This is a genomic window from Bifidobacterium sp. UBA6881, from assembly GCA_002451435.1.
Lineage (GTDB): Bacteria > Actinomycetota > Actinomycetes > Actinomycetales > Bifidobacteriaceae > Bifidobacterium.
The window spans coordinates 1-4,449 of sequence record DKCF01000078.1; the positions used below are offsets into that span (position 1 = coordinate 1).

Consider the following 4,449-nt stretch of genomic DNA (forward strand, 5'->3'; position numbering starts at 1 on the left):
GGACTACCTGCGCTGCAAACGACGGCTCATCGCCAACAGCCGCACGCTCGTGCTCGGCGCCGACTGTGACTACCACGACCTGCTGATGCAGGACGCGGCCGAAGCCGGCATCACGGTCACCCAGTTCGCCATGCACGACAAGGCCGTCGGCCTCAATACCCCGGCCGACGTCGTGGCACGCATCGATCCGGCCAACAAATCCGGTTTCATCGCCTCCGTCGATGGCAGCGAGCTCGCTCCGATGGAGCTGGGCATGCCTGGCGAGTTCAACATCGCCAACGCCGCGGCGGCCATCGCCATCGCCATCGCGGCCGGCGTGCCTGCCGATGACCCGTCCATCAAGGCCATGGACCAAGTGCGCGTCCCCGGACGCATGGAGCGTATCACCGCCGGCGACGATCTGGTGGTCTACGTTGATTTCGCCCACAATTATCTTTCCGTCAAATCGCTGGTGGATGAGATGGAACGCGTGTACGGCGAGCGCGATCCGCGCATCACGCTGGTCTCCGGCACCACGGGCGGCAAGGCCATCGACCGGCGCGAAGGCATCGTCAAGGGTGCGCTGGGCCGCGTCGAATCCTTCGTCTTCACTCTGGACGATCCGAATTACGAGGATCCGGTCGACATCGCCAGGCAGATGCAGGCGTATGTGACCGACCCGAAGGCCGAGACGCAAATCGTCATGCCGCGCGAGGCCGCCGTGGAGAAGGCCATCGCGGACGCCCACGCCCATGCCGACCGTTTCAACATCGTCCTCGTCGTCGGCAAGGGCGACGAGACCCGCAACATCATCAACGGCAAGCCGGTTCCATACGAGGGCGACAGCGCCGTCGTGCGCCGCGTGCTCGGCAAATAGCACTAAGGTAGGGCATTATGACACGATTCCAACCAATTCTGCTCGGTAGCGACATCAACGTCTATGGCATGGCCAGGGCGTTCCATGAGGCATACGGCATCGTTTCCGACGCATACGCGTATTTCCAGCTGAGCCCGACGAAATTCAGCCGTATCGTCAATGTGCACATCGTCGACGATTTCGACAATTTCGTGACGTTCCGCGACTTCATGCTCAAACTGGGCAAGCGCATGAAGGCCGAGGACCCGGACCGCAAGCTGCTGCTGATCCCCTGCGGCGACGTGTACGCGAATCTGCTCAGCCAGTGCGGCGACGACCTGCGCAGGTATTTCGTGTACAACACGCTCGACATCAACCTGTCGCGCAGACTCGCCTACAAATCGACCTTCTACCAGATCTGCGAGCAGTACGATCTGCCGCATCCGAAAACGAAGACCGTCACCGCCGAAGAGGTGGAAGCGGGAGAATACCGCAATCTGCCGTTCAGCTACCCGGTGGCGATGAAGCCGGCGAATTCCGTCGAATGGCTCGACATCGATTTCGAAGGCCGTCGCAAGGCGTACATCTTCAACGACCCGGCCGAGTTGGAAACCATCATCAAGCGCGCCTATGCCGCCGGCTATACCTCGGAGATGGTGATCCAGGACTTCATCCCCGGCGACGATTCGCGCATGCGCGTGCTGAACGCCTACGTGGACCAGCACCATCGCGTGCGCATGATGTTCCTCGGCCATCCGCTGCTGGAGGATCCGTCCCCCGTCGCGGCCGGCAACTACGCCGCGATCCTGCCCGATTACAACGAGGGCGTGTTCCGTCGCATCAAGACGTTTCTGGAAAGCATCGGATACGAGGGCGTCGCCAACTTCGACATGAAGTACGACGAACGCGACGGCGAATACAAACTGTTCGAAATCAACCTGCGCCAGGGCCGTTCCAGCTACTTCGTCACCTTGAACGGATTCAACCTGGCGAAGTATTTCGTCGACGACCTCATCGAGGACACGCCGTTCGACGGCAATACGCTGTTCGGCCACGGTTCGAAGCTCTGGCTGGAGATTCCGAAGTCGATCTTCCTCGACTACGTCGCGGAGGGCGACGACAAGGAGACCGGCAAGCAGATGCTGCGCAACGGCAACTGGGGCACGACGCTGGAGTACGCGAAGGACATGAACCCGCTGCGCTGGCTGATGATCCGCCACATGTTCTCGATCTACAAGAAGAGCTACGCGAAGTATTTCACGAAGAAAGGCGATTTGAAGTGAAGCGACCGTTCTTCGCCGTCCTGGGCGGCATGGGCACGTTGGCCACGGAAAGCTACATTCGTCTGGTGAACCGTGAGACGCACGCGCATGGCGACCAGGACTACCTGGACTACGTGGTGTTCAACGACGCCTCGGTGCCGGACCGCACCGCGTACATCCTCGGCCAGTCCGACGATAATCCCTTCCCTGTGATCGCCGACGACATCGAAAAGGCCACGGCGATGGGCGCGAGCTTCATCGTGCTCACCTGCAACACCGCGCATTACTTCTATGATGATTTCCAGAAGTTGACGCCGGTGCCGATTCTGCACATGCCACGTGGCGCGGTCGCGCGCATGACGCAGCGGTATCCGCGGGACCGGTTCCCCCGTGTCGGATTCCTCGGCACCACCGGTTCACGTAAATCGGGCGTGTACCGGCGCGCCGTGGAGGAGGCCGGCTATACGTTCGTGGAGCCGACCGACGACCTTCAGGCCCGTATCACGTCGTTGATCTACGACGATGTGAAAGGCAGCGGCGAATTGAATCTCGAACGGTACGAATCGGTATTGCGCGACATGCTCGAACCGAGCGGCCCCTGCGCATGCGATGCCCTGATTCTCGGCTGCACCGAACTGAGCGTGCTCAACGAGGCGTTCCCACTCCCCCAGCTGCCAACCATCGACGCGCAGGCCGTGCTGGTGGAGGACACGGTGGCACGCGCCAAGGCGCTGCGCGCCGCCGCCGAAGTCAGCTGAGACAACATCGAGAGCAACCAAAACGCAAAGTGCGGGCGTCTTCCTCTTTGGAAGGCGCCCGCACTTCGTCCTACGGTCTTAAACTCAATGGTCTCTTAAGCTCAGCCTGCCGCAATTGCGCGGCAGGCGCGAAACGCAGGCATCCGCGTTTGCATCAGGCGTTCATGGATGTCTCGGCATCGCTTTCAACATTGCCGGAACCGGCGGTTTCATCGGCATCGCCGGTCCCATCGGCGGAATCGACGTCGTCATCCGGCCCGACGGATCCGAAGTCGTTGATGTCGAAATCGGGGTTCGCGTCGGATTCGAAATCGATGTCGGCCTCGTCCTCCTGCTTGCGCGGTTCGGGCTCGACAGCCTCCTGGAACACGCGCTCGGCCTTCGGCTTCTTCAGGTCGGGGTTGACCTTCTCCTCCAACATCAGACGCGCGTCGCCGGCAGTGGTGAAGCTGCCGCAGATCAGCACGCCATGGCCATAGCCGACGCCCAGCTCGTCATCGGCGTCGACCATGTTGACGGCCTCCTGGATGGCGTCCGGCAATTCGGGAACGCAGGTGACGCGTTCCGGCCCGAACACGCGCTCGGCGATCTTCTTCAGGTCCTCGGCCGGCATCACGCGGTCGCGCCACGAGTTCTCCGTGACGACCACCTGGCTGAGCAACGGCTCCAGCACGCCGAGATACTCCTCGACCTGCTTGTCGGCCATCATGGCGACCACGCCCACCAACTGCTGGAAATCGTAATTCTCCTCGATCGCGGCACGCAGCGATTCCGCCGCGTTCACATTGTGCCCGCCGTCGAGGATGATGGTCGGCGACGTGCGGATCTGTTCGATGCGCCCGGGGATCTTCACGGTGCTCAACGCCTCGGCGACGATGTCGCCGTCCAACGCGCCGTTGACCGGAATCACCACTTCCGCCGCGCACAGGGCTGCGAGCGCGTTATGCGCCTGATGCTCGCCGAACTTGGCGATCGGCACTTCGGTGTATGTGCCGTTCGGGGTGCGCAGGGTGGCCACCTGGCCGCCTACCGCGGGCACACGGGTGACGACTTCGGATTCGATGCCGTCGCGCACCAGGTTGGCGTGGTTCTCCTTGGCCGCGGCCTCGATGATCGGCATGACCTGTTCCTCGTGGGGCTGGCGACCGATGACGGCGGTGCATCCGGGCTTGATGATGCCGGCCTTCTCGGTGGCGATCTGTTCGACGGTGTCGCCCAGCCATGCCATGTGGTCCATATCGACCGGCCCGATGATCGCGGCGTCGGCGTCGAGCACGTTGGTGGCGTCCCAGCGGCCGCCCATGCCGACCTCCACGATGGCCACGTCGACCGGAGCGTCGGCGAATTTCCAGATGGCCATGGCGGTGAGCACTTCGAAGAAGCTCATCTTCGGCTTGCCGAGCTCGTCCATCTTCATATCGACGATGGCGACCAGATCCTTGACCTGGTCCCAGGTGTCGACGAAATCGTCATCGGAAAGCTGCTGGCCGTCGATGGCGATGCGCTCGTTGACGTGCTCCAGATGCGGCGAGGTGTACAGGCCGGTGCGCATGCCGTAGGCACGGCAGATGGCCTCCGCCATGCGGGCGGTGGA

4 protein-coding genes are annotated in these 4,449 nt (G+C 62.4%); 3 read left to right on the forward strand and 1 reads right to left on the reverse strand.

Translation table 11 applies throughout. From position 1 onward, the window contains the following. The 3 genes from B3C64_RS06205 to B3C64_RS06215 form a co-directional block, all read left to right on the forward strand. The coding region (locus tag B3C64_RS06205; protein ID WP_291534492.1) for a glutamate ligase domain-containing protein at positions 1-856 on the forward strand (856 nt) is incomplete at its 5' end. 17 nt (positions 857-873) lie between these two features. Beyond that, positions 874-2,118, forward strand: coding sequence for a carboxylate--amine ligase (locus B3C64_RS06210; RefSeq protein WP_291534493.1), 1,245 nt, complete (start codon positions 874-876; stop codon positions 2,116-2,118). Beyond that, positions 2,115-2,855, forward strand: a complete 741-nt coding sequence (locus B3C64_RS06215; RefSeq protein WP_291534494.1) for an aspartate/glutamate racemase family protein — start codon at positions 2,115-2,117, stop codon at positions 2,853-2,855. Before B3C64_RS06210 ends, B3C64_RS06215 begins: the two co-directional genes overlap by 4 nt. A 154-nt stretch (positions 2,856-3,009) precedes the next feature. On the opposite strand, the gene B3C64_RS06220 is transcribed toward B3C64_RS06215, so the two are convergent. Next, on the reverse strand, positions 3,010-4,449 hold a 1,440-nt coding region (locus B3C64_RS06220; RefSeq protein WP_291534495.1), incomplete at its 5' end, for a bifunctional folylpolyglutamate synthase/dihydrofolate synthase.